The sequence below is a fragment of the Cellulomonas sp. GTC20042 genome, from assembly GCF_055389595.1.
The window spans coordinates 3,754,615-3,777,703 of the sequence record NZ_AP043678.1; the positions used below are offsets into that span (position 1 = coordinate 3,754,615).

The following is a 23,089-nucleotide window of genomic DNA, read 5'->3' on the forward strand; positions in this document are numbered from 1 at the left end:
GACCGGCATGAGCACCACACCCCCCGAGGACGCCCTGGACCGCTGGACCGGACGGCTGGAGCCCGAGGGCGACTACGACCGCCTGCTGCTCGACGGTCTGGACCTGACCGGCGACGACGCCGGGTCCGCGCGGCTGATCGAGTGCCTGCTGCGCGGCTGCGACCTGGACGGCACCGGCCTCGACCACGCGCACGTCGTGGACACCACCGTCGCCGACTGCCGCGCCGGGGTGCTGCGCGCCCGCTCCGCCCGCTGGCAGGACGTCACCCTGCGCGACGACCGGCTCGGCGCCGTCGAGGCCTACGGCTCCACCTGGGACCGCGTGACGATCGAGGGCGGCAAGATCGACTACCTCAACCTGCGCGACACCCGCCTGCACGAGGTCCGGATGATCGGCGTGACGATCGGCGACCTCGACCTCGCCGGCGCCCGGGCGGCGCGCGTCACGCTCACCGACTGCCGGGTCGGCCGCCTCGACGTCACCCGTGCCCAGCTGCGCGACGTCGACCTGCGCGGGGCGGACCTGCGCGGGATCGACGGCACCGCCGGGCTGAAGGGCGCCACGATCAGCGAGCAGCAGCTGCTGGACCTGGCCGGGGCGCTGGCCGAGCACCTGGGGCTGACCGTGCGGTGAGGCCGGTCAGGGCCGTGCCCGGTGCGGCCCGGGGTGGTCGGCACGCCGGATGCAGATCGCCAGGGCGCGGGGCAGCAGCACCTCGCACCGGGGGTCGGCGCGGGACAGCACGATCCCGCGGGCCTGCGCCCCCTCGGCCCGTTCGGTCCACGCGGCGGAGTCGAAGCCGCCGCCCCCGCGCGCCCGGTGCATCGCGGCGCGCAGGGCCCGGTCCGGGTCGGCGCCCTCCGGCCCCCAGCCGTGCTCCAGCGCGGCGGTGATCTCGTCCGAGGCGAGCAGGGCGGCGAGCGTCTCCTCGAGCAGGCCGGCGGCGACGGCGGCGCGCCGCATGCCCTCGGGGGCAGGCTCCGGTCGGTAGTCCCAGCCGTCGAGGCCGAGATCCTCGGCCAGCACCTCGAAGAACGCGAGGGCGTCCCACACCTGGGTCACCTGCTCCTCGGTGAGCAGGCCGGACCAGATCAGCGCGACCGCGGTGTCGTACACCTCGCCGTCCCGGCGCGGCCCGAGGCAGAGGACGGCGATGCTCGCCCCGGCCTCGTCGACGCGGTAGACCACCCGCTGCTCGCGCCGCAGCACCGCGAGGGTGTTCCAGCCGACCAGCGCGCGTGATCCCGACCGGGTGCCGAGCGCGTGCGTGCCCGCCGGCTCGGCGCAGAGCGCGACGGTCGCCGCCAGCACCTCGACCCGGTCCTGCTCCGGCAGCGCGGCGAGCTGCTCCACGAACACGTCGGAGTAGACGATCTCCGCCTGGTCACCGGGCAACCGGCCGCCTGCTCTCATGCGGCGGGCCCGTGCGACGCCCCGGCGGCGAGGGCCTCGGCACGCGCCCGCACCGCGTCCGGGTCGAGGCCGAGCCGGGCGCAGACGTCGGCGAGCGAGCGAGTCGGCCCGGCGACCAGCGCGGCGGTGGCGAAGCCGTCGATCACCTCACGCTCCATCTCGCGGAGCAGCCGCGCGGTCTCGTCGGTGCGCGCCGCAGAGTCCACCACGGCCACCGGGCGACCGAGGCTGGTGAGGACCACCCGGCGGTCGGCAGCTGCCGCCGCGACCGCAGACACCCCCTTGCGGGCGGCCACGGAGACGGGCATGCGGACGGTCTGCTCGATCACCATCCTGCAACACTACACACGGCTGTGCAGTGTTGCAGGACCGATCGGTCGGCCGATCGTCCCACCGCGCCCCGCCCCACCTGTGGCAGGGTGGCGAGCGAGCCGTGGCACCGCAGCCGGCGGCCGCACCCGAGGAGGTCAGGCCACCGTGAGCGACACCACCGGCACCGCGCCCGAGCAGATCCGGCGCACCCCGCGCCCGGGGGCACGGCAGGTCACCGCCGTCTGGCTGGTGCTCTCGGCGCTGCTGGTGGTCGTGGCGATCTCGCTGCTCGCCGAGCACGAGTCGGTGCCGGCGGCAGTGCTGTGCGCAGCCGCGAGCGTGGTCGGCTTCACGCTGGCGCGCCGGGCCTGGCGCTCCCGCTCCTGACCCGACCCGGCCGACGCACGCCCGGGCACGTGCGGGGTCAGTCCACCGCCGGCCCGCAGGCCGCCGCCGCGGTGGCCGCGATGGTGTCGATCCCGGCGACCGTCGGCAGCGGGCGGGTGTCGTCGGCCACCGCCCAGCAGCCGTCCACCACCTCGTAGCGCGCCCGGGGGCCGTCCGCGACGAAGGCGGTGAGGGCGTCGACCAGGCGGTCCACCTGCTCCGCGTCGGTGCCGACGCCGATCGAGGCGCGGACCGCCCCGCCGGTGACGCCGAGGTGCGCGAGCAGCGGGTGCGCGCAGAACCGGCCGTCCCGCACGCCGATGCCGTGCTCGGCGGACAGCACCGCGGCGACCAGGCCGGGGTCGTGCTCGCCGACGGTGAAGGAGACGACGCCCACCGGGTCCGCGGAGTCGGGCCACAGCCGCAGCACGCGCACACCGGGCACGGTCGCCAGGCCGTCGAGCAGCCGGTCGCGCAGGGTCTGCTCGTGGGCCTCCAGCGCTCCGGCGGGCAGGGCGGCCAGCGCGTCGCACGCCTCGGCGAGGGCGACGGCGCCGAGCACGTTCGGGGAGCCGGCCTCGTGGCGCGCGGGCGCGGGCTGCCAGAGCGTGCGGTCGGTGCGGACGTCGCGCACGGCGCCGCCACCGGCCAGGTACGGGGTGCCGGCGTCCAGCCAGTCCCGCCGGCCGACCAGGGCGCCCGCACCGAACGGGGCGTAGGCCTTGTGCCCGGAGAACGCGACGTAGTCGGCGTCGGTCGCCGCGAGCGAGAAGCCGCGGTGCGGGACCAGCTGCGCGCCGTCGACCAGCACCCGGCAGCCCGCGGCGTGCGCGATCCGCACCACGGCGTCGACCGGCAGCGCCTCACCGGTGACGTTGGAGGCGCCGGTGATCGCGAGCAGCGCGTACGGGGTGCGGGCGAGCTCGGTGCGCAGCGCGTCCAGGGTGCCGGCGACGGTCGGCGCGGCGGCGAGCACGGTGGCCCGGCGATCGGTGCCCTCGGTCGAGCGCACCCAGGGCAGCAGGTTGGCGTGGTGCTCGACGTCCAGCACCAGCACCCGTCCGCCCGCGGGCACGCAGCCGGCCAGCAGGTTCACCGCGTCGGTGGTGTTCCGGACGATCACGGCGACGTCGTCCTCACGGGCACCGACGAAGGCGGCCACCGTGCGGCGGGAGGCCTCGTAGAGCGCGGTGGACACCTGCGACAGGTACCCGGCGCCGCGGTGCACGGAGGCGTAGAGCGGCAGCACCTCGGTCACCCGGTCGGCCACCCGGCGCAGGGCGGGCGCGGAGGCGGCGACGTCGAGGTTGGCGTAGGTGCGGCTGCTGCCGTCGACCAGCGGCACGGTGGTGTCGGCGCCGACCACCGGCAGCAGGGCGACGGGACCGGCCGGGCGGGTGGCGGTGCGGACGGCGGCCTGCGGGACGCAGGCGGGGGCGAGCGTGGACATGATGGATCCCCTGTGCTGACAAGGGGTGCCCGATGGACCGGGCGACCCCGCGCTTGCCGGCCACCGAACGGCGGACGGCCAGGTCGTCACCCGGGGCACCCCGCCGCGGAGGGAGGGTTGCCGACCAGCAAGCCGGGGCTACGCGCTGGCACTCATGACCTGCCCCCACGATGCGACGACCCCGCGCGGGGTGTCAACACCCGTCCGCGAGCCGGGACGCCCGTCGATCCACCAGCGGGGATGTCGTAGCATCGCCGCACCATCCAGAGCGGCCGAGAGATCTGGCTCGTCGACGCCGCAGCAACCCGCGGGACCCGCGCTCCTCACCGAGCACGGCCCGGCGCCGGGTGCTTCCGCCAGATCCGATGGAGGAGAGGACGACATGACCAGCACCCCCACCGACGAGCGGCTGCGCTACCGGCTGCTCACCGGACCGGACGACCACGCCTTCTGCGCCCGCGTCAGCGCCGCGCTGGACGAGGGCTACGAGCTGTACGGCGGACCGGCGGCGACCTTCGACGGCGAGCGCGTGATCGTCGCGCAGGCCGTGGTCCTGCCCGCGTCCGCCACCGGCACCGTGAGGCCGCTGTGAGCGCCGGGTACGCGGGCGACCTGACCCCGCAGGAGGCGTGGGACCTGCTGGCCGAGGACCCGACCGCGCTGCTGGTCGACGTCCGGACCGAGGGCGAGTGGCAGACGATCGGCGTGCCGGACGCGGGTGACCTGCCCGGCGACGACCGTGCCGCGTTCGTGGAGTGGGTGGACGGCTTCGGCCGCCGCAACCCGGCCTTCCTGGACGCGCTCGCCGCGCTGGGCGCCGGCCCCGGCAGCGACCGGCCGGTGGTGTTCCTCTGCCGCTCGGGCGTGCGCTCGGTGGCGGCGGCGACCACGGCGACCGCCGCGGGGATCGGCCCCTCGTACAACGTGCTCACCGGTTTCGAGGGTGACGTCGGCCCGGACGGTCGACGTGGTCACGTGGGCTGGCGCGCGGACGGCCTGCCCTGGCGGGAGGCGTGAGCGGCGCGGACGCCCGGGTCGCCGGTCCGGCCGACTGGGACGACCACCGGCTGCCGGGCGGCCTGCGCCCGGACACCCTCGCCGTGCGCGGCGGGCAGGTCCGCACGCCGTTCCAGGAGACCTCCGAGGCGCTGTTCCTCACCCAGGGCTACGTCTACGACCACGCGGCGGAGGCCGAGGCGGCGTTCGCGGGCGAGGCCGACAGGTTCCTGTACTCCCGCTACGGGAACCCGACGGTGTCCACCTTCGAGGAGCGGCTCCGCCTGCTGGAGGGCGCCGAGGCCTGCTACGCCACCGCCTCCGGCATGTCCGCGGTGTTCACCGCCCTCGCCGCGCTGGTGGGTCAGGGCTCACGCGTGGTCGCGGCGCGGGCGCTGTTCGGCTCGTCGATCGTGATCTTCGACGAGATCCTCGCGCGCTGGGGCGTCCGCACCGACCACGTGGACGGCCATGTGCCGTCGCAGTGGGAGGAGGCCCTGTCGACCCCGGCCGACGTGGTCTTCTTCGAGACGCCGTCCAACCCCATGCAGGACCTGGTCGACATCGCCACGGTCAGCCGGCTCGCGCACGCCGCCGGGGCCGTCGTCGTGGTGGACAACGTCTTCGCGACCCCGGTGCTCTCCCGTCCGCTGGAGCACGGCGCCGACGTGGTCGTGTACTCCGCGACCAAGCACATCGACGGGCAGGGCCGTGTGCTCGGCGGGGCGATCCTCGGCACCGACGCCTTCGTGCACGGGCCGGTGCAGACCCTGATCCGCAACACCGGCCCCTCGCTGTCGGCGTTCAACGCCTGGGTGCTGCTCAAGGGCCTGGAGACGCTGTCGCTGCGCGTCCGGCACCAGACCGCCTCGGCGCTGGCCGTCGCGACCCGCCTCGAGCAGCACCCCGCGGTGGCGGCGGTCCGCTACCCGTACCTGCCCTCGCACCCGCAGCACGCGCTCGCGCTCGCGCAGCAGACCGGCGGCGGCACCGTCGTCACCCTCACGCTCGCCACGCCGGAGGGCTCCACCCCCGAGGAGGACAAGCGCCGCACGTTCGCCGTGCTCGACGCGCTGCGGGTGATCGACATCTCGAACAACCTCGGCGACGCGAAGTCCCTGGTCACGCACCCCGCCACCACCACGCACCGCAAGCTCGGGCCAGCCGGGCGCGCGGCGGTGGGGATCGCGGAGTCCACGGTGCGGCTGTCGGTCGGCCTGGAGGACCCGGCGGACCTGCTGGAGGACCTGGACCGGGCGTTCGCGGCGGGGGCCGCCGCGGCGGGCTGACGCGTCCGACCGGTGCGCGGCGCCCGTCCCCCGGCGGGCCGCCGCGCACCGGCAGCTCTCAGGCCACCAGCGCCCGCACCCGCGCGTCGGCCTCGTCCCCGCCGGCGAGCGGGTGCAGCACCACCCCGTCGACCCCGGTGCGCTCGGCGAGCTCGTGCACCTCCGCGGCCAGCCGGTCGGGGGTGGTGACCACCCGCGTCGCGGCCGGCGACCAGGACAGGCCCGCGAGGGCGTCCAGGTACTCGAGGTGCGAGCGCTTGCGGCGGGCGGTGCGCTCGTCGGCGGCGAGCACCACGTCCACGTCGAGCAGCACCCGCACCTCGGCGCGATCACGGCCGGCGGCGAGGATCTCCTCCTCGACCAGGGCGACCACGCGGGCCAGCGCGCCGACCGAGGGCACCACCACGGAGAAGCCCAGCCGGATCACGTCGGCGCGGGCGGCGGCGAGCGTGACGGCCGACTCGGAGCCGGGGCGGAACTCGACGGTGCGCACGCCGTAGTCGGGGGTGCGCACGTGGACGGTGGCGGTGCGGGCGACCGGCAGGTCGGCGGCGGGCACCGGACGCGCGGTGGACGGTGCGGACGGGGCCTCGGCGACCGGCGCGACCGGGCGCGGCACGGGGGCGGGGCGGACGACGGCAGCGCGCACGACGCGGTGCGGGGCGGCGGGGACGTGACGGGTGGCGACCGCGGGCACGCGGTCCAGCACGGGCTGAGCCATGGCAGGAGTTCCTCGGAGGTGGAGCGGGTGCGCGGCGAGGGCCGTCCGGCCGCAGGCGCGCGAGGTCGTCAGCTCAGCGACAACAGACCCGGCTCAGGAACACGCGAGCACCCTAGCCGCCGGCGCGCGGCCGCCACCAGCGACCGTCCACCAGGTGAGAGACACGCACCCCGGTACCCGGCGCACCAGGTCAGCGGTCCTCGGTGCGGACCACGCGGGCGGCGTGCCGGGGCAGGTCGTCGTGCCCCAGGTCGGTGACCCAGTGGCCCTCGACGCGCAGCCCGACCAGATCGAGGTGCAGCCGCACGATCTCGCCCAGCGGCGTGGGGAAGTCCGGCACGGTGACGTGCTCGCGCCCGAGGGCGGTGCCCTGGATGTCGGTCAGGGTGACCGCCCACATCGACGCCCGCTCGCCCGGTCCGGCGTCGGAGGGCGGCAGCTCGACGGTCCGCGGCGAGTGCATCACGACGATCCGCACCCGCGCCAGCGTGACCCCGTCGAGCGCGTTGATCCGCGGCAGATCCCCGTACGGCACTCTTCCTCCCCTCGTCCTGGGTGCCCGTGGTGCGGGCATCGGGGCGGGTTCGTCACCAGAGTGGCGCGCGGACGTCCCCCGCACGGGCGACTCGTGGGTGAAATCCGTCTCAGCGGACGGCGAGGTCCCGGCCGAGGTAGAGGCCCAGCGGGTCGCCGCGCCAGTCGCCGAAGGGCAGGACCGGGCGGTAGCCGAGGGACCGGTACAGGGCGACGGCGGCGGGCTGCCGGATGCCGGTCTCCAGCACGACGGTGTCCAGCCCGAGCGTGACGGCGTGGTCCTCCAACGCGCGGACCAGCGCGGACGCCACCCCCAGGCGGCGCACCTCGCCGGCGGCGTAGACGCGGCGCAGCTCGCCGGTGCGGGCCGGGTCGCCGGTGCTCAGCCCGTGCGGGCGGCCCAGGCTCGCGCAGCCCACCGCACGACCGTCGACCCGGGCGAGCGCCGTGGCGAGCATCCCCGGGCCGAGGGCCGCGTCCACCACCGCGAAGCCGCCACGGGTCTCGACGGCCGCGTGCACCTCGGGGTACAGGTCGAGCGCCTCGGTGTACATCCGGGTCCGCAGCGCGGCCGCCTCGGGATCGGCGAAGGGCACGAGGGCGATCTCGACCGGCCGCGGGTCACGCGCGGGCGCGGGCGCGGCGGGTGCCGGCGCCGTCACGAGGTCGAGCGCGAAGCAGCGGGAGTCGGTGACGCCCGCCCACTCGCCGTAGTTCGGCACCGAGGCGTAGCCGAGCGACAGGTACAGCCCGATCGCCTCCGGCTGCTGCAACCCGGTCTCCAGCACCAGCCGGCGCAGCCCTCGCGTGCGGGCGCCCTCGTGCAGGGCGTGCATGACCGTGCGCGCCAGGCCGGTGCCGCGGTGGCCGGGGGCGACGAACACCCGCTTGACCTCCGCGACGCCCGCGCCCTGCTCGGCGGCGACGTCCCGCAGCGACCCGCAGGCGACCGGAACGCCGTCCACCCGCACCAGCAGCGTGGTCAGCACCTGCGCGAGCGGCGGCTCGGGGGTGCCGTCGTCGCCGTAGCGGGCGCGCAGCTCGACCTGCTGGGCCTCGCGGAGCATCCGGGCGTCCGGGTGCTCCCACGCGACCTCGACGAGGTCGGCGGCGCCGGTCAGGACACCAGCGCGCGCATCACCGAGGTGAAGAAGCGCAGCCCGTCCGTGCCGGTCCGCGGGCCCTGCGCGCCGTCCGGGCCGAAGCCCGCCTCGACGGCGTGCTCGGGGTGCGGCATGAGGCCGACCACGTTGCCCGCGGCGTTGGTGATCCCGGCGATCCCGCGGCGCGAGCCGTTCGGGTTCCAGCCCTGGTAGCGGAAGACCACCCGGCCCTCGCCCTCCAGCTCGTCCAGCGTGCGCTCGTCGGCGACGTACTGGCCGTCCTGGTTCTTCAGCGGGATCGTGATGCTCTCGCCCACGGTGTAGTCGCGGGTCCAGGCGGTGCCGGCGTTCTCCACCCGCAGCTCCTGCTCGCGGCAGACGAAGTGCAGGTGGTCGTTCTTGATCATCGACCCGGGCAGCAGGTGCGCCTCGGTGAGGATCTGGAAGCCGTTGCAGATGCCGAGCACCGGCAGACCCTTGCCCGCGGCCTCGACGACCTCGCCCATCACGGGCGCGAACCGGCTGATCGCCCCGGCGCGCAGGTAGTCGCCGTAGGAGAAGCCGCCCGGCAGCACGACGGCGTCCACCCCGTGCAGGTCGGCGTCGGCGTGCCACAGCGCGACCGGCTCGGCACCGGCCAGGCGCACCGCGCGCGCGGCGTCCCGGTCGTCCAGCGTGCCGGGGAAGGTGACGACCCCGATGCGCGTCATCAGGCGGGGTCCGCGACGGCGGTGTCCTCGGCGACGCGCACGACGTCCTCGATCACCGGGTTCGAGAGCACCTGCACGGCGGCCTCGGCGGCGGCGGCCAGCACCTCGGCGGTCACCGGCCCGTCGACCTCGAGCTCGAAGCGCTTGCCCTGGCGGACGGAGGTGAACTGCCCGAACCCGAGACGGGGCAGCGCCCCGGCCACGGCCTTGCCCTGCGGATCGAGGATCTCCGGCTTGGGCATCACATCGACGACGACTCGTCCCACGGGGGTGCTCCCTGGTTCGCGGCGGTGGGGATGGGCTCAGCCTACCGACAAGTCCGGCCCCCTCCGACGCCCGGCCCGGACCGCTCTCAGGGGACCCGCACGATGCCGACGTGCGCCGACCGGCCGCTGGTGAGGTAGCCCTCGATCGTGGAGTTGTCCGCCTCCGCCAGGCGCGTCGAGTAGCCGACGACCACCATCGCCCAGCCCCGGGCGAGCAGCGCCGCGAGCCAGTGGTCGTCGTGCGGGGAGACCACCTCGGTCTCGTCCTCGACCCAGAGGGTCGCCCAGCCGCCGGCGGCGGTGACGGTGGCCCGGTAGGGCGCGACGTCGGTGAGGGTCGCAGCGGTGTGCTGCGCGAGCCCGAGGGCGGCGGTGAACCGGTCGAGGCGCGCGCGGGCGCCGGGACCGTGCGCGGTGGGGTGGACGATCCAGCACGCGACGGGGCGTCCGTCGCGGGGGTGGTAGCCGAGGGTGGTGTGCCCGGCGATGCCGCGCTCCACGCGGACGGCGAGGTCATCAGTCATAGATGACGGGACGGTACGAGCGTCAGGGCTGGTCGGGGGGTGTTCGCTGGGTGGTACCACCCAGGACCAGCCCGTGGACACCCGGACGGGTCGCGACCGCCGCCGCTCGGGCGCCTCCGGACGGGTGACCTGCACGTCCACCCCTCGGACACCGGTCAGCAGGGCGGGACCGCCAGTGTGGTCCCGGGCGCGGATCGGTCAGGGCCGCCAGGGTTCGCCGGGACGGGCACGGCTCACGAGGTCGGTGGTTCGTGCGCGTTCATGCGGCGCAGCACCACCGACCTCGTGCAGAACCACCGACCTCGCGGGGAAGGGGGAAGCGGGGAGGGAGGGAGGGGTCAGTTCTGGGGTCAGATGGTTCGGTGGGTCCAGCGGGCGGCGAGGAGGGTGGCGGCCACGGGCATCTCGCGCAGGGGGGCCGTGGTGGTGAGGGGGTCGGCGTCGAGGACGGCGAGGTCGGCGGGGGCGCCCACGGCGAGGGTGAGCGGCTGGCCGTCGGTGGAGGCGCGCAGGGCGGTGAGCAGGTCGAGGCGCTGCTCGGGGTGCCAGGCCTCGCGCCCGTCGCGCACGCGGGTCACGCCGGCGTCGATCGCCACCCAGGGGTCCAGCGGTGCCACCGGGGCGTCCGAGCCGAGCACCAGGCGCACCCCGGCGGCGGCCAGGGACGCGTAGGGGAAGGCGCGGTCGGTGCGGCCGGCCCAGTGCCGGTCGGCCACGTCGCGGTCGTCCATGGCGTGCTCGGGCTGCACGGAGGCGGTGACGCCGAGGGCGGCGAAGCGGGCGACGTCCTGGTCGGTGAGCAGCTGGGCGTGCTCGATGGTGCCCTGCGCGCCGCTGGCCTCGAAGGCGTCGAGCGCGAGGGTGTTGGCGTGGTCGCCGATCGCGTGGATCGCGCAGCGCAGGCCCTTGCGGTGGGCGTGGGTCATCAGCGGGACCAGGTGCTCCGGCGGTACGGAGAGCACGCCGTGCGCTCCGGAGCCGGTCATGCCGGGGTACGGGTCGTGGCAGTAGGCGGTGCGGGTGTTGAGCGAGCCGTCGGTCACCACCTTGAGCGGCCCCTGCTCCAGCAGCCCGTGCGTGCCGACCAGCACGTCGCCGGTGCGCAGGTCCTCGGCGAAGACCTTGTCCAGGTACGGCTCCCAGACCCCCGCGCGGATGCGCAGCGCGTCGAAGCCGGCGGCGATCCGGCGGCGCCACGGGGTGAGGTTCTCGGTGATCTCCAGGTCGAGCACGCCGACCACCCCGCGTGCGGCGGCGGCCTGCGCGGCCTCGGCGACCCACCCGTCGGCGACCTCGTCGGCCACGTGGTCCACCACGGCGGTCAGCGGCAGCCACTCGGCCTCGCGCAGCAGCCCGGTCGGGTGTGCGGGCACCCCGGCGTACCGCAGGCCGGCGGTGCTGAACCAGGCGCAGTGCAGGTCGCCGGACACCAGGATCACCGGGGTGTCGCCGACGGCGGCGTCCAGCAGGGCGGCGGTGGGCACGTCGGGCCACAGGCCGTCGCGGAATCCGTAGCCGACCAGGGCGGCACCGGGGGCGAGCGGGCGGGCGGCCAGCCGGTCGAGCACCAGGCGCACCGCCTCGGCGGCCGATCCCGCAGACGACACGTCGAGCCGCTGCCGGGCGAGCGCCCACTGCGTGAGGTGCACGTGCGCGTCCCACAGCCCGGGGATCACGGTGCGCCCCTCGAGGTCGACCTGCTCGACGCCGGCACCGGCGGTCCGCGCGACCCCCGGTCCCACCGCGTGCACCCGGCCGTCGCGCAGCAGCACGTCCACGGTGCGGGCGGCCCCGACCAGGCGGGCTCGGGTCAGGACGAGGGGCGCGGTGCGCACGGCGGCTCCGTTCATGAGGTGACGATGCAGGTCAGGGTGGCCCTCGCCCGGCCCGGGCGTCCAGACCCGGGCGCCGGTCAGGCCCAGTCGGGCCGACGGTCCAGCTCGGCGCGCATCTCGGCGGCGAGCGCGGGCTGGGCGTAGTGGGGGTCGTCGTCCAGCGCGCGGGCGACCCGCTCGGCGACCGCGCGGGGCTTGTCCTGGCTGAGCTTGGCCTTGCCCTGCCAGCGGTCCACCCGGAACCGCAGGCCGACCGCGCCGGGGGCGATCCGGCGGGCGTACCCGGCGACCTCGGGGTCGGGCATCCGCACCGGGTCGGGCATCGGCGCCTCGTAGTGGTCGACCGTGGCGGCCATCACCGCGTAGGACTCCTCGGGGTCCATCGCCTCGACGGTGCCGTACAGGTGCACGGCGACGTAGTTCCAGGTCGGCACGGCAGGCGCGTAGCCGTACCAGCCGGGCGAGACGTAGCCGTAGGGGCCCTCGACCACCAGCAGCGCCTCGCGGCCGGAGCCGATCTGGTGCAGCAGGTCGTCCGGGCGGCCCAGGTGGGTGAGCACCTCGAAGGGGGCGGCGGGGACGGTGAACCGGTCGGGCAGGCCGTGCCGGTCGCGCCGGGGCCGCGGCTCCCGATCCGTCGGCACCTCTTCCCCTGCGGTGGTCTCGTCGAGCAGGATCGGCACGTGCGAGACGACGGGACCGTCGTCGGTCACCGAGACGAGGGTGGCCCAGCCGTGCTCCCGCACCAGGGCGCGCACCCGTGACTCGTCGGTCAGCACGTAGTCGGTCGTGTGGATCACCGGCCCATCGAACCACCGGGCACCGTCGCCGCAGCACCCCGGACGTGTGACCGTCAGGTAAAAGATTCATTTCCTGCTGAACTTTCAGCAGTCAGGCTATTGACCTGGCCGGGCGCCGGGTCGTCCTATGGGTGCACGCCGGGCCGACCGGTCGCCGCTCCCCCGGGCGCCGACCTGCCGAGCACCGCACGCCCCGGGCACCACCCCCGCCCGCAGCCTGCCGAGCACACCCGTCGTCGCACCTCCCCCTTGCGCACCGTTGCGGCCCCGCCCGCGAGCCGCGGCCCGGCCACGACCGCGCCGTCCCGCCAGCGACACCCCGCCGTCGGCCCGTCCCGGCCCCGGCACGCCCGGCACTCCCGACCTGCACCACCCCCTGAGTGGAGGACCCATGACCTCGACGCGACTCCGGCTCGCCGCCGGCGCGCTCGTGCTGACCCTCGCCCTGTCCGCGTGCGGCAGCGGCGGCAGCGACGACGACGCGACCACCTCCGACGGCGGCGGCCTCGCCGCGATCAGCGTCGCGGTGACCGACCCGCAGATCCTGATCCCCGGCCGGCAGACCGTGGCCTACGACCTCAACATGGCCGTGTGGTCCTCCCTGACCTGGGTGGACGACGCCGGCGAGGTCACGATGCTCGCCGCCGAGTCGGTCGAGTCCGACGACGCGACCACCTGGACGATCACCCTCAAGGACGGCTGGACCTTCCAGGACGGCACCCCCGTGACCGCGCAGTCCTACGTGGACTCGTGGAACGCGGTGGCCTACGGCCCGAACGCCTTCGAGAACACCGGTCAGCTGGCGAACGTCGTCGGCTACGGCGACCTCAACCCCGCCGAGGGCGAGCCGACCACCACCGAGATGTCCGGCCTCGCCGTGGTCGACGACCTGACCTTCACGGTCGAGCTGTCCGGCCCCGACGGGCAGTTCCCGATGCAGCTCAGCCAGGGCCAGACGGCGATGTACCCGATGCCCGAGTCCGCCTTCGCCGACTTCGACGCCTACAACACGCACCCGATCGGCAACGGCGCGTTCCAGGTGGTCGGCGACTACGTCGAGAACGAGACCCTGGTGGTCGAGGCCTACCCGGACTACGCCGGCCCCGCGCCGACGGTGGACCAGATCAGCTTCGTGCCGTACACCGACCAGACCACCGCCTACACCGACGTGCAGGCCGGCAACATCGACATCGCCGGGGTGCCCGCCGCGCGTCTGCCGCAGGCCGCCACGGACTTCCCGGACACGCTGTACTCCTTCGAGGCGCCGGGCATCTCCTACCTCGGCCTGCCGCTGTCCGACCCGCGCTACCAGGACATCCGCGTCCGGCAGGCGATCTCGATGGCGATCGACCGGGAGACCATCTCCGACGTCGTCTACGGCGGCACCTACACCCCGGCCACGGCGCTGACCCCGGCGGTCGAGGCGGGCACGCCGGAGGGCATCTGCGGCGACCTGTGCGAGTACGACCCCACCGCCGCCAAGGCGCTGCTGGACGAGGCCGGCGGCTTCGACGGCACGATCGACATCTACTACCCCGGCGGCATCGGCCTGGACGAGCTGTACACGGCCATCGCCAACCAGCTGCGGCAGAACCTGGGTGTCGAGGCCGTCGCCACCCCGTCCGCCGACTGGTCGGAGTTCTACGAGACGCGTCTCGCCGGCGACGTCACCGGACCGTTCTTCTCCCGCTGGGGTGCGCTGTACCCGAGCCAGCAGAACACCCTGCGCGCGTTCTACGTGGACGGCGGCGGCTGCGCCAACTGCATCCCGTACTACGAGCCGGAGGTCGCCGCGCTGATCGCGACCGCCGACGCGCAGGTGGACTCCGACGACGCCGCTGCGGCCTACGCCGCGGTGCAGGAGCGGATCATGCAGGACTTCCCGGCCCCGCCGCTGTTCTTCGAGACCTACTCCTACGTCACCTCGTCCCGGATCGCCGATCTGCCCACCTCGGCTGTCGGCAACCCGACCTACGGCGCGGTCGTCCTGGCGGAGGGCGCGTGAGCCAGCAGCACCTCACCCCGACGGGTCCGGCCCTCGACGTCACCGACGTCCTGGACCGGGCCCGCCGGGTCCCCCCGGTGGACGGCTTCCCGACGGTCGACGAGCTGGTCGCCTGGTTCGACGATCTCGCCGCCGCCCACCCCGACCTGGTCCGCGCCCGACGGATCGGCACCTCCCGCCTGGGCGAGCCGATCGGCATGGTGTCGATCGGCGACGGCCCCCGGCAGCACCTGCTGTTCGCGGGCGTGCACCCCAACGAGCCGATCGGCTTCCGGACCCTCCAGCACCTGGCGAGCGAGCTGGTCCGGGACCCGGCGCTGCGCGCGGAGTCCAACGCCACCTGGCACCTGGTGCCGTGCATCGACCCCGACGGCACCCGGCTGAACGAGGACTGGTTCGCCGACCCCGCCGACCGGATCGCCTACGCCCGCCGGTTCTACCGCCCCGCCGGCATCGAGCAGGTGGAGTGGACCTTCCCCTTCGCGCACAAGGACGCCTACTTCGACGCGGTGATCCCGGAGACGCAGGCGCTGATGCGGGTGATCGACGAGGTGCAGCCCGATCTGATGGTCTCGCTGCACAACGCCGAGCTGGGCGGCGTCTACTACTACCTCTCCGAGGACGTGCCCGGGGCGGTCGAGGCGCTGCACGCGGTGCCGCCGGCCGTGGGCCTGCCGCTGGACACCGGCGAGCCGGAGGCCCCGCACCTGGTGCGCCTGGCGCCGGCGGTGTTCCGCGCCGGGTCCACCCGCGACGACTACGACTACCTGGACGGCCTGGGGCTGGACGCCGCGTCGATGGTCGGCGGCGAGGGCTCCGCGGAGTACGCCCGCCGGCACGGCACGGTGTCGCTGATCGCCGAGCTGCCGTACTGGTCGCACCCGGCCGCCGAGGACCAGTCGCCGTCGGGCACCCCCTACGCGCAGGTGGTCCGCGAGCGCGGCGCCGGGGTGATCGCGATGGCCGAGGCGCTGTCCGGCCTGCTGGACGAGGCCCGCCCGGACCTGACGATCCGCAGCCCGTTCCTGCGCGCCACCGAGGCCTTCGTGCCGTCGATGGCGGGCCACGGCGAGGCCGAGGTGCTGCGCGCCGGGCAGATCGCCGGCACCCCGGAGGGCGACCGGATCGCCACGGTGGCCGAGGTGTTCAGCAACCAGGACGTCGTGCGCTGCTTCCGGCTGCGCTACGGCGGGATGCTGCTGCGCGCGCTGGACGCCGAGGTCGTGGCCGGCATCGCCACCGCGCGGGTCCGCCGGGTGCACCGCCGGGCCGCCGCCCTCTACGCGGAGTGGGCCGCTGAGGCCCGCGCCGGCGCCGAGGGGCTCCAGGTGCTCGACGTGCACCGGCTGGTCGGCGTGCAGTATGGCGCGACGCTGGCGATGTCCCGGCTGATCGGCCTGCGCGACGGCACGCTGGGACCGGCGGTCGAGAGATGAGCCGCTACCTGATCCGCCGCGGCGCCGAGCTGGCGCTGGTCTTCGTCGGCGTCACGCTGATCATCTACCTGATGGTCTTCGCGCTGCCCGGCGACCCGATCGCGGCGCTCGGCGGCGACCGCCCGCTGCCCGCCAACGTGGTGGCCGAGCTGCGCTCGCGCTACCACCTGGACGAGCCGGTGATCCAGCAGTACCTGCGCTACCTGGGCGGGCTGTTCACCGGGGACCTCGGCAGCACGTTCCAGGGGCAGTCGGTGGCCGACCGGATGGCCTCGCGCTGGCCGATCACGATCACCCTGGCGCTCACCGCCTGGGGCATCGAGGTCGTGCTCGGCGTGCTGCTCGGCCTGTGGGCGGGTCTGCGCAGCGGGAAGGCCGCCGACAAGCTCGTGCTGGCGGGCACGATCCTCGCCACCAGCATCCCGGTGTTCGTGGTGGCCGTCTCCGCACAGCTCGTGCTCGGCGTGCGGCTCGGCTGGTTCCCGGTCGCCGGCACCACCGACGGCTGGCCCACCTCGTACCTGCTGCCCGCCACGGTGGTCGCGATCTTCGGCCTGGCCTCGGTGACCCGGCTGATGCGCGGCAGCGTGGTCGACACCCTGCGCTCCGACGCGGTCCGCGCCCTGCGCGCCAAGGGTCTGCGGGAGCGCCAGGTGGTCGGCGTGCACGTGCTGCGCAACTCGGCGATCCCGGTGCTGACCTTCCTCGCGATCGACCTGGGCTACCTGCTCGGCGGGACCGTCGTGGTCGAGGGCGTGTTCAACCTGCCCGGCGTCGGCCAGCTGCTGTTCCAGGCGATCCGCACCCACGAGGGCCCGACCGTGGTCGGCGTCTCCACGGCGCTGATCATCATCTTCCTGCTGAGCAACCTGCTGGTGGACCTGCTCTCGTCCGCGCTCGACCCGAGGATCCGCCATGAGTGAGACGATCGCCGCGACCCTGGTCGAGGACGCACCCGCCACCACCGGGGCGGCACCGCGCGGGGTGTGGCGCACGCTGCGCCGCCGGGCGCTGTTCTGGGTGTGCGCCGCCGTGCTGGCGCTGCTCGCGCTGATCGCCCTGGTGCCGTCCTGGTTCGCCGGCTGGTTCGGCCAGCCCGACCCGCGCGCCTGCGACCTGACCGCGAGCGCGCTGCCCCCGGGCGGGGACCACGTGTTCGGCACCGACGTGCAGGGCTGCGACGTCTACGCGAACGTCGTCTACGGCACCCGCGCCTCGCTGACCGTCGGCCTGCTGTGCACCGCCATCGCCCTGGTGGTGGCGCTGCTGCTCGGCACCATGGCCGGCTTCTACGGCGGCATCGCGGACCGGCTGATCGCCCGGCTGACCGACGTGTTCCTCGGCTTCCCGTTCCTGCTCGGCGCCGTGGTGGTGCTCACCTCGATCGGCACCCGCTCCGCCGTCACGGTGGCCCTGGTGCTGGCGCTGTTCTCCTGGCCGACCATGGCCCGGCTGGTGCGCGGGTCGGTGCGCGCGGTGCGCGACGCCCCCTACGTGGAGGCCGCCCGCTCGATGGGCCTGCGCGACCGGCGGATCATCGCGCGGTACGTGCTGCCGAACGCGATCGGCCCGGTGCTGGCGGTGGCGACGACGATGGTCGGCGGGGTGATCGTCTCGGAGTCCACGCTGACCTTCCTCGGCCTCGGGCTGCGGGCGCCGTCGATCTCGTGGGGCCTGCAGCTGTCCAGCGCGCAGACGTACTTCCAGACCAGCCCGCACATGCTGCTGTTCCCGAGCATCTTCCTCACCGTGACGGTGCTCGCCATGATCACCCTGGGCGACGTCCTGCGCGACGTGCTCGATCCGAAGTCCCGCTGAACCCGTTCGACCTGCGAGGAGCCCCGCTCGTGACCGACCGCACCACCGCCACCATCCGCTCGATCGCGCCGTACCTGGCGTCCTGGGTGGACTTCCAGGCCGCCCACCGCCGCGCCACCGGCGTGCAGGTGGCGATCCGCTCCGGCGACGAGGTGGTGCTCGACCACGCCTGGGGCACCGCCGACGTCACCACCGGCGAGCCGCTGCGCACCGATCACCTGTTCCGGATCGCCTCGCACTCCAAGACGTTCACGGCGACCGCGGTGCTCCAGCTGGTCGAGGCGGGACGGCTGCGGCTGGACGACCCGGTGGGCTCTTTCGTGCCGGAGATCGCGGACCACCCGCTGGCCTCACGGACGATCCGTGAGCTGCTGGGCCACCAGGCCGGCGTGATCCGCGACGGCGTGCACGCCGACTTCTGGCAGCTGGACGGCCCGTTCCCGGACCGGGAGGCGCTGCTGGCCGACGTGCTGCGCGACGGCGAGGTCTACGGGGCGAACGAGCACTTCAAGTACTCGAACGTCGGCTACTCGCTGCTCGGGCTGGTGATCGAGCAGGTCACCGGCACCTCCTACGCCGAGCACCTGCACGCCGCCGTGGTCGAGCCGCTGGGCCTGACCCGCACCGGCGCCGAGTACGTGCCCGCCCGGGCCGCCGAGTACGCGGCAGGGCACACCGGCCTGCTGGACGGCGAGGACCGCCGCGAGCGCATCGAGCACGTGGACACCGCCGCGATGGCCAGCGCCACCGGCTTCTTCTCCACCGCGCGCGAGATGACCACCTACGGCTCCGCGCACTTCCACGGCGACACCCGCCTGCTGTCCGACGCGTCCAAGCGGCTGATCCAGCGGCAGGAGTCGGTGGTCACCGCCTACGGCACCGAGATCGGCCGCTACGGCGTCGGCATGGACCTGCACACCTTCGGGGAGCGGGACGTGGTCGGCCACTCCGGCGGCTACCCGGGGCACATCACCCGCACCTACGTCGACCCGGTGGGCAAGCTGGTGGTCAGCGTGCTCACCAACGCGATCGACGGGCCGGCCGACCCGATCGCGGTGGGGCTGATCAAGCTGATCGACCTGGCGCTTCGTGCTCCGGAGGCCGCCGAGGCCCCCGCGGACGCGCTGCCGATCGACGCCTACACCGGGCGCTTCGCGAACCTGTGGGGCGTCACCGACCTGGTCGACCTCGGCGGCCGGCTCGTCATGCTGCGCCCCGCCGCGCCGGACCCGGTCGCCGCCTACGAGGAGCTGACCATCGCCGGACGCGACGCCCTCCAGGTGCACGCCGGGCCCGGCTTCGGCCCCTCCGGCGAGCTGATCCGGATCGCGCGCACCGCCGACGGGTCGATCCGCTCGATCGGTGCGCCGATGACCTCCTGGCCGATCGCCGAGTTCCGCCGCACCCGCTCGGCCCTGACCCGTCACCGCGCCGCCGGCGCCTCCCTAGGGTGAGCGCATGAGCGACGACGCCACCTCCCCCGCCCCCGACCTGAGCCCCGCCGCGGCCCAGTTCGTCGAGGAGTTCGCCCTCACCTGGGAGGCCTCGCACAGCCCCCGGATGGAAGGGCGGATCGTCGGGCTGCTGATGATCGTGGACCGGCCGTACCTGTCCTCCCAGCAGATCGCCGTGCTGCTCAAGGCGAGCGCCGGGGCGGTGTCCGGGGCGACCCGCCGGCTGGTCGAGGTCGGGTTCATCAAGCGGCACGTCGTGCCCGGCGACCGGAACCACTACTTCCGCGCCGAGGACGACGTGTGGGGGTCGTTCCTGGCCGGCGAGCGGTTCTACCTCTCGCGGCTGGGCCGGGTGATCGAGGACGGCGTCGCCGCCACCGCCCCGGACGCCACCGGGCCCCGCCGCCGCCTCGCCAATGCCCAGCACTACATGGAGTGGCTGTCCGGCTACCACCGCAAGATGCTCGCGGACTGGCAGGTCTACCGCGACGCCCACGACGCCGAGGCGCAGGCCGAGGCGCCCACCGACAGGAGTGACCCGTGACCTCTGCCCCCGCTCCGGTGCTGCGCGTCCGCGACCTGACCGTCACGTTCCAGGTCGATCGCGGACGGGCCCCCGACGTGCCCGCGGTGCGCGGGATCTCCTTCGACCTGCTGCCCGGCGAGGTGCTGGCCGTGGTCGGCGAGTCCGGCTCCGGCAAGAGCGTGTCCTCGCTGGCGGTCATGGGCCTGCTGCCCGGCAACGCCGGCGTCTCCGGCAGCGCCGTGCTGGCACCCCGACCGGGTGCCGCATCCGGCCCGGACGCCACCGCGACGGACCTGGTCGGCCTGTCCGACCGCGCGCTGTCCGACGTGCGCGGCCGCCGGGTCGCGATGATCTTCCAGGACCCCTCCGGCTCGCTCGACCCGGTGTTCACCATCGGCTACCAGCTGCGCGAGATGCTGCGCCGGCACCTGCCCGACCTGTCCCGCGCCGAGCGCCGCGAGCGGGCGGTCGAGCTGCTCCGGATGGTCGAGCTGCCCGACCCGGAGGAGCGCCTCGGCTTCTACCCGCACCAGCTGTCCGGCGGGCAGGCGCAGCGCGTGATGATCGCGATGGCGCTGGCGTGCGACCCCGAGGTGCTGATCGCCGACGAGCCCACCACCGCGCTGGACGTGACGGTGCAGCAGGAGGTGCTGGACGTGCTGCGGCGGCTGCGAGAGCGCACCCGGGCGTCGATCGTGCTGATCACGCACGACATGGGCGTGGTCGCCGACCTGGCCGACCGGGTGGTGGTCATGCGCGACGGCGTGGTGGTCGAGACCGCCGAGGTCTCCGCCCTGTTCGGCGCCCCCGAGGCCGACTACACCCGCACCCTGCTCGCCGCCGTGCCGCGGATCGGCGCCCCCGAGCGCCCCTCGGCCGCCGACGTCCGCGAGCGCCCCGCCCTGAACGTCGAGGACCTGGTGGTCGAGTACCGGGGCCGGCGCGGCCGCGTGGTGCGGGCCGTCGACGGCGTCACCCTGCGCGTGCAGCCGGGCGAGATGGTCGCGCTGGTCGGCGAGTCCGGCTCCGGCAAGTCGACGCTCGGCCGGTGCGCGCTCGGGCTGGCCCCGCTGACCTCCGGCACAGTCGAGGTGGTCGGCACCCGCCTCGGCACCGACACCCCGCGCGCCGTGCGGGCCGCCCGCACCCGGATCGGCGTCGTCTTCCAGAACCCCGCCGCCTCGCTCAACCCGCGCTACACGATCGGCGAGTCGGTGGCCGAGCCGCTGCGGGTGCACGCCGGGCTGCGCGGCGAGGCCCTGGCCCGACGCACCGCCGAGCTGCTGGACAGCGTCGAGCTGCCGGCCGCCTGGGCGTCCCGCTACCCGCACGAGCTGTCCGGCGGGCAGCGCCAGCGAGTGTCGATCGCCCGCGCGATCAGCCTGGACCCCGAGCTGCTGATCGCCGACGAGCCCACCTCCGCCCTCGACGTGTCCGTGCAGGCCACCGTGCTCGAGGTGTTCCGGGAGATCCAGCAGCGCCTGCGATTCGCCTGCCTGTTCATCAGCCACGATCTCGCCGTGGTGGACGAGCTCGCCGACCGGGTGGCCGTGATGCACCAGGGCCGGCTGGTCGAGCTCGGCGAGCGCTCGCAGGTGCTGTCCATGCCGACCGACGACTACACGCGGCGGCTGCTGGCGGCGGCCCCGGTGCCGGACCCGGCGGAGCAGGCGGCACGACGCGAGGCACGGCTGGCGTCCTGATCCGCGGGGTACGATCCGGGGCGAATCCGACCACGCGGACGGTTTTCACCCGGTTCCTGGGCCCTCGGGCGCAGGGTCGGCGCAGTTCTGCGTGGCATCGTCCGATGAGGACCGCACCACGCCGGCGCGACGGGCAGCGCACCGGCACCGCACCACCGCGGCGTCTGCCCCGCTCCCCCGAGCGACCGGCGGCACCGCGGTCCGAGGAGGTACCCGCCATGCCCACCCGCACCGCGCCCGTCCCCTGCGTCGCCCGCCCGAACGCCGGGCTCGTGCACCGCGACGGCCCGTGCCGCTGCTTCGTCGGCGGCCCCGCCCCCGAGCGTGAGCTCGACGCGCAGGTCGCACGCCTGGCGCAGGCCCGCACCCGCTGATCCCGCCGCCGGACCCATCCGGCCGCGCCCCCGCTCCGAACCTGCGGTGACAAGCTCACCGAGGCACCTGGAGCGATCATGCGACGCACCACCCGCACCTACGCCGTGGCCCTGATGGCCACGGGCCTGACCCTGAGCCTGACCCTGGCCGCGTGCAGCAGCAGCGACGACACCGCGACCTCCACCCCCTCGTCCTCGATGTCGATGGACCACGACATGGGCTCCGAGCCCGTCTCCGTGGCACCCGTCAGCACGGGCGACCCGTTCGCCGACGCGCGCACCGCCGCCGCTCACATGCCCGAGACCGCCCTCACGTTGGCCACCGGCCTGGCCGAGGCCACCGGCACCGCCGGCGAGGTCGACTCCCCCGCCGCCGACCTGCGCGCGACGCTGACCGCCCTGCTCCAGGAGCACGTGTACCTGGCCGGCATCGGCGTGGCCACCGCCTACGTCGCCGGCGCCGACTCCGCCGAGTTCACCGCCGCCGCCGCTCAGCTCGACGCCAACACCTCCGACCTGGCCGACGTGATCGGCTCGATCGCCGGCGACGAGCAGCGCACCGCGTTCGCCGCGCTGTGGAGCGCCCACATCGGCAACTTCGTCGACTACGCCGTGGCGGTCAAGGGCGGCGACACCGCCGGCGCCATGGCCGCGCAGGCGGCGCTGGCGCAGTACACGGTCGACGCCGGTGCGTTCTTCGAGCAGATCAGCGACGGCAACCTGCCCGCCGACGCGGTGACGCAGGCGCTCACCATGCACGTCAGCACGCTCTCCGCCGCGATCGACGCCCTGTCTGCCGGTGACCCCACCGCCTCCGACGCGCTGAAGACCGCCGCCGACCACGCGGGTGAGGACGCCGCCACCATCGCGGGCGGGCTCGCCACCGCCGCCGGCCTGGAGGGCGACCCGTCCGACGACGCGTCCACGCTGCGCTCCGGGCTGACCGCGCTGCTCCAGGAGCACGTCTACCTGGCCTCCTACGCGGTGTTCGCCGCGTACACCTCCGAGGGCGGTGTCGAGTCCCCGGCCTTCACCGCGGCGGCCGCCACCCTCGACGCCAACTCCGTCGGCCTGTCCGACGCGGTGGCCTCCCTGGCCGGTGCCGACAACGGTGCGGCCTTCCTCGACCTGTGGCGCGAGCACATCGGCTTCTTCGTCGACTACGCGGTGGCGGACGCCACCGGCGACGAGGCGGCCAAGGAGCAGGCGATCGTCGACCTCGACGGCTACTGCCCGCAGGCCGGTGCGTTCTTCGACGAGGTGAGCGGCGGCGCCCTGCCGGCCGACGACATCGCCGCCGGGCTCGCCATGCACATCTCCACCCTCGCCGGGGCGATCGACTCGCTCGCCGCGGCCCTCGTCCGCTGAGCGCTCCCCGGCGCCCAGCCACGCGCCGGTCCCGTCCCCCGCCGGGACCGGCGCCACCCTCTCG

25 protein-coding genes and 1 riboswitch are annotated in these 23,089 nt (G+C 74.9%); of the genes, 14 read left to right on the plus strand and 11 right to left on the minus strand.

The features are described from left to right. Positions 1-7: 7 nt before the first annotated feature. The gene (locus ACZ5HG_RS17360; RefSeq protein ID WP_464178634.1) at positions 8-634 is read left to right on the plus strand and encodes a pentapeptide repeat-containing protein; all 627 of its coding nucleotides are present in this window, start codon (positions 8-10) and stop codon (positions 632-634) included. Positions 635-640: 6 nt separating this feature from the next. Here ACZ5HG_RS17360 and ACZ5HG_RS17365 read toward each other — a convergent pair whose 3' ends face one another. Both ACZ5HG_RS17365 and ACZ5HG_RS17370 read right to left on the minus strand, forming a co-directional pair. Continuing rightward, a complete protein-coding gene (locus ACZ5HG_RS17365; RefSeq protein WP_464178637.1) occupies positions 641-1,414 on the minus strand; it encodes a type II toxin-antitoxin system RelE family toxin in 774 nt (257 codons plus the stop codon). Further along, positions 1,411-1,746 carry a hypothetical protein gene (locus tag ACZ5HG_RS17370; RefSeq protein ID WP_464178639.1) on the minus strand — a complete coding sequence of 112 codons (336 nt, stop codon included), beginning with the start codon at positions 1,744-1,746 and terminating at the stop codon, positions 1,411-1,413. The genes ACZ5HG_RS17365 and ACZ5HG_RS17370 overlap by 4 nt, the downstream gene beginning before the upstream one ends. A gap of 145 nt (positions 1,747-1,891) precedes the next feature. Here ACZ5HG_RS17370 and ACZ5HG_RS17375 point away from each other — a divergent pair, with 145 nt between their 5' ends. Next, the gene (locus ACZ5HG_RS17375; RefSeq protein ID WP_464178641.1) at positions 1,892-2,113 is read left to right on the plus strand and encodes a hypothetical protein; all 222 of its coding nucleotides are present in this window, start codon (positions 1,892-1,894) and stop codon (positions 2,111-2,113) included. A 37-nt stretch (positions 2,114-2,150) separates the two neighbouring features. On the opposite strand, the gene ACZ5HG_RS17380 is transcribed toward ACZ5HG_RS17375, so the two are convergent. Then, positions 2,151-3,563 carry an aminotransferase class V-fold PLP-dependent enzyme gene (locus tag ACZ5HG_RS17380; protein WP_464178643.1) on the minus strand — a complete coding sequence of 471 codons (1,413 nt, stop codon included), beginning with the start codon at positions 3,561-3,563 and terminating at the stop codon, positions 2,151-2,153. A 44-nt stretch (positions 3,564-3,607) separates the two neighbouring features. Continuing rightward, positions 3,608-3,723: riboswitch (SAM riboswitch) on the minus strand. A gap of 222 nt (positions 3,724-3,945) precedes the next feature. Between ACZ5HG_RS17380 and ACZ5HG_RS17385 the strand changes: the two genes are divergently transcribed. The 3 genes from ACZ5HG_RS17385 to ACZ5HG_RS17395 are packed head-to-tail and all read left to right on the plus strand — an operon-like array spanning position 3,946 to position 5,848. Further along, positions 3,946-4,155, plus strand: coding sequence for a DUF1737 domain-containing protein (locus tag ACZ5HG_RS17385; RefSeq protein ID WP_464178645.1), 210 nt, complete (start codon positions 3,946-3,948; stop codon positions 4,153-4,155). Beyond that, on the plus strand, positions 4,152-4,580 hold the full coding sequence (locus ACZ5HG_RS17390; protein WP_464178647.1) for a rhodanese-like domain-containing protein: 429 nt from the start codon (positions 4,152-4,154) through the stop codon (positions 4,578-4,580). The genes ACZ5HG_RS17385 and ACZ5HG_RS17390 overlap by 4 nt, the downstream gene beginning before the upstream one ends. Continuing rightward, a complete protein-coding gene (locus tag ACZ5HG_RS17395; RefSeq protein WP_464178649.1) occupies positions 4,577-5,848 on the plus strand; it encodes an O-succinylhomoserine sulfhydrylase in 1,272 nt (423 codons plus the stop codon). Before ACZ5HG_RS17390 ends, ACZ5HG_RS17395 begins: the two co-directional genes overlap by 4 nt. Before the next feature lie 58 nt (positions 5,849-5,906). Here ACZ5HG_RS17395 and ACZ5HG_RS17400 read toward each other — a convergent pair whose 3' ends face one another. The 8 genes from ACZ5HG_RS17400 to ACZ5HG_RS17435 form a co-directional block, all read right to left on the minus strand. Then, positions 5,907-6,569, minus strand: a complete 663-nt coding sequence (locus tag ACZ5HG_RS17400) for a hypothetical protein (RefSeq protein WP_464178651.1) — start codon at positions 6,567-6,569, stop codon at positions 5,907-5,909. Between the two features lie 190 nt (positions 6,570-6,759). After that, positions 6,760-7,104, minus strand: a complete 345-nt coding sequence (locus tag ACZ5HG_RS17405) for a hypothetical protein (RefSeq protein WP_464178654.1) — start codon at positions 7,102-7,104, stop codon at positions 6,760-6,762. A gap of 109 nt (positions 7,105-7,213) precedes the next feature. Continuing rightward, entirely contained in the window at positions 7,214-8,170 is a 957-nt protein-coding gene (locus ACZ5HG_RS17410; RefSeq protein ID WP_464178656.1) for a GNAT family N-acetyltransferase, read from the minus strand. Positions 8,171-8,220: 50 nt separating this feature from the next. Beyond that, entirely contained in the window at positions 8,221-8,916 is a 696-nt protein-coding gene (gene purQ, locus ACZ5HG_RS17415; protein ID WP_464178658.1) for a phosphoribosylformylglycinamidine synthase subunit PurQ, read from the minus strand. Further along, positions 8,916-9,182: a phosphoribosylformylglycinamidine synthase subunit PurS gene (purS, locus tag ACZ5HG_RS17420; RefSeq protein WP_464178660.1), complete on the minus strand. Its 267-nt coding sequence runs from the start codon at positions 9,180-9,182 to the stop codon at positions 8,916-8,918. Before purS ends, purQ begins: the two co-directional genes overlap by 1 nt. 86 nt (positions 9,183-9,268) lie before the next feature. Beyond that, positions 9,269-9,706: a hypothetical protein gene (locus tag ACZ5HG_RS17425; RefSeq protein ID WP_464178662.1), complete on the minus strand. Its 438-nt coding sequence runs from the start codon at positions 9,704-9,706 to the stop codon at positions 9,269-9,271. A gap of 350 nt (positions 9,707-10,056) precedes the next feature. After that, a complete protein-coding gene (locus tag ACZ5HG_RS17430; RefSeq protein WP_464178664.1) occupies positions 10,057-11,556 on the minus strand; it encodes an amidohydrolase in 1,500 nt (499 codons plus the stop codon). Positions 11,557-11,618: 62 nt separating this feature from the next. Continuing rightward, positions 11,619-12,341, minus strand: coding sequence for an FMN-binding negative transcriptional regulator (locus tag ACZ5HG_RS17435; protein ID WP_464178666.1), 723 nt, complete (start codon positions 12,339-12,341; stop codon positions 11,619-11,621). Between the two features lie 391 nt (positions 12,342-12,732). On the opposite strand from ACZ5HG_RS17435, the gene ACZ5HG_RS17440 reads away from it, so the two are divergent. The 9 genes from ACZ5HG_RS17440 (at position 12,733) to ACZ5HG_RS17480 (ending at position 23,025) form a co-directional block, all read left to right on the plus strand. After that, positions 12,733-14,346 carry a peptide ABC transporter substrate-binding protein gene (locus ACZ5HG_RS17440; protein WP_464178668.1) on the plus strand — a complete coding sequence of 538 codons (1,614 nt, stop codon included), beginning with the start codon at positions 12,733-12,735 and terminating at the stop codon, positions 14,344-14,346. Beyond that, entirely contained in the window at positions 14,343-15,782 is a 1,440-nt protein-coding gene (locus tag ACZ5HG_RS17445; RefSeq protein ID WP_464178670.1) for a M14 family zinc carboxypeptidase, read from the plus strand. The genes ACZ5HG_RS17440 and ACZ5HG_RS17445 overlap by 4 nt, the downstream gene beginning before the upstream one ends. After that, complete coding sequence (locus ACZ5HG_RS17450) at positions 15,779-16,705, plus strand: ABC transporter permease (RefSeq protein ID WP_464178672.1); 927 nt, start codon at positions 15,779-15,781, stop codon at positions 16,703-16,705. The genes ACZ5HG_RS17445 and ACZ5HG_RS17450 overlap by 4 nt, the downstream gene beginning before the upstream one ends. Continuing rightward, a complete protein-coding gene (locus tag ACZ5HG_RS17455; RefSeq protein ID WP_464178675.1) occupies positions 16,698-17,600 on the plus strand; it encodes an ABC transporter permease in 903 nt (300 codons plus the stop codon). Before ACZ5HG_RS17450 ends, ACZ5HG_RS17455 begins: the two co-directional genes overlap by 8 nt. Before the next feature lie 29 nt (positions 17,601-17,629). After that, a complete protein-coding gene (locus tag ACZ5HG_RS17460; protein WP_464178677.1) occupies positions 17,630-19,054 on the plus strand; it encodes a serine hydrolase domain-containing protein in 1,425 nt (474 codons plus the stop codon). Between the two features lie 4 nt (positions 19,055-19,058). Then, a complete protein-coding gene (locus tag ACZ5HG_RS17465) occupies positions 19,059-19,598 on the plus strand; it encodes a GbsR/MarR family transcriptional regulator (protein ID WP_464178679.1) in 540 nt (179 codons plus the stop codon). After that, positions 19,595-21,283, plus strand: a complete 1,689-nt coding sequence (locus ACZ5HG_RS17470; RefSeq protein ID WP_464178682.1) for a dipeptide ABC transporter ATP-binding protein — start codon at positions 19,595-19,597, stop codon at positions 21,281-21,283. Before ACZ5HG_RS17465 ends, ACZ5HG_RS17470 begins: the two co-directional genes overlap by 4 nt. Before the next feature lie 218 nt (positions 21,284-21,501). Then, positions 21,502-21,657, plus strand: a complete 156-nt coding sequence (locus tag ACZ5HG_RS17475) for a hypothetical protein (protein ID WP_464178684.1) — start codon at positions 21,502-21,504, stop codon at positions 21,655-21,657. Positions 21,658-21,735: 78 nt separating this feature from the next. Beyond that, a complete protein-coding gene (locus ACZ5HG_RS17480; protein WP_464178686.1) occupies positions 21,736-23,025 on the plus strand; it encodes a hypothetical protein in 1,290 nt (429 codons plus the stop codon). Positions 23,026-23,089 lie beyond the last annotated feature (64 nt).